General features: G+C 68.0%; 1 protein-coding gene. It reads right to left on the reverse strand.

The window, feature by feature from the left end; all coding sequences use genetic code 11:
* Positions 1–21: 21 nt before the first annotated feature.
* Positions 22–1161, reverse strand: a complete 1140-nt coding sequence (locus FFS10_RS22865) for an IS5 family transposase (RefSeq protein ID WP_137896898.1) — start codon at positions 1159–1161, stop codon at positions 22–24.
* Positions 1162–1231 lie beyond the last annotated feature (70 nt).

The following is a 1231-nucleotide window of genomic DNA, read 5'->3' on the forward strand; positions in this document are numbered from 1 at the left end:
AGAGGGTGTAGACGAAATGATCTACGTCGCCAGTCTAGTCGCGAGCATACGCGCTTCGGCCAACCAGACCCATGCGAGCGGCGCCCAGTCCGATCGATCGTGGTGTGCCATGAGGCGTCGCGCGCGCTCGTTCCAGGCGTGAGTGCGCTCGACCACCCAGCGCTTGGGCAGCACCACGAAGCCGCTGGGCAGGCTCTCGGGCCACAGGGGCTGCTGCGCGGTCGCTACCCAAGTGCCGGTGCTGCGGTTGCCGGGGTGGCGCACGATCTCCACGCTCAACGCATGTGTCTTTTCGATGGCCGCGGCGCATTGGCCGCCGTAGGCGCCGTCGGCGTACAGCTTCTTCAGCCCCGGGACTTTGGCGCAGGCTTGCGCAACCACGGGTGCGGCGGCATCGCGATCTTGCACGCTGGCTGCGGTGATCGTGACGGCCAGCAGCAGCCCCAGCGTGTCGACCACCAGGTGACGCTTGCGCCCCTTGACCTTCTTGCCTGCATCGAACCCTGTCTGGCCGCCTTGGGCCGTGCTGCGGGTGCTCTGCGCATCGATGATGGCGGCCGTCGGCTCGGGGGCCTTGCCGATGCGATCGCGCCACTGCTGGCGCAGCCGATCGTGCATGGCCTCGAACACGCCGGCAGCGGCCCAGCGGCTGAAGGCCTTGTAGACCGCCTGCCAGGGCGGGAAGGTCTTGGGCAGCAGTCGCCAGGCGCAGCCCGTGCGCAGCGCATAGCAGCAGGCGTTGACGATCTGGCGACGCTCGTAGCGCGCAGGCGCTCCGCGACCGCCGTCGCGCTCGAACAGGTCACCCACCAGCGCCCATTCGGCATCGGTCAGGTCGGTGTTCATGCCGCTGACTCCATCGGCGCGGCGATGTGCGGCGGTGTAGCCGTATCGGGTCGGTGCGCTCCCCTGAACCGCAGCCCGCGCGCCCGCGCGGCGCAGCGGCTTGAGTCGCTGGATGCCGGCCTCGCGCAGCGCCTTGCGCACAGTGACCGTGCTGACCTTGACGCCCGTACGTCGCAACAGCTCGCGGGTGACTTCGTCCAGCGACGAGTGCGGTTGCTCTTGGGTAATCGCACGCAACACAGCCGTGTGCTCAGCGTTCAACACGGGCTTGCGCCCCGGACGTCCCGGCTGCTCGCCTCGCGCCTTCTTCACCATCTGCCACCTCGTGTCCGCATGCTTCGATCAGAGCATAACGCGCGAGATGTTGTTTTCGTCTACACCCTCT

Source organism: Ramlibacter sp. 2FC (genome assembly GCF_005503345.1).
GTDB lineage: Bacteria > Pseudomonadota > Gammaproteobacteria > Burkholderiales > Burkholderiaceae_C > SCMQ01.

What these genes read in the sequence shown, in the direction of transcription:
- FFS10_RS22865 (WP_137896898.1), bottom strand. Translation starts at nt 1,161, where the DNA reads ATGGTGAAGAAGGCGCGAGGCGAGCAGCCGGGACGTCCGGGGCGCAAG.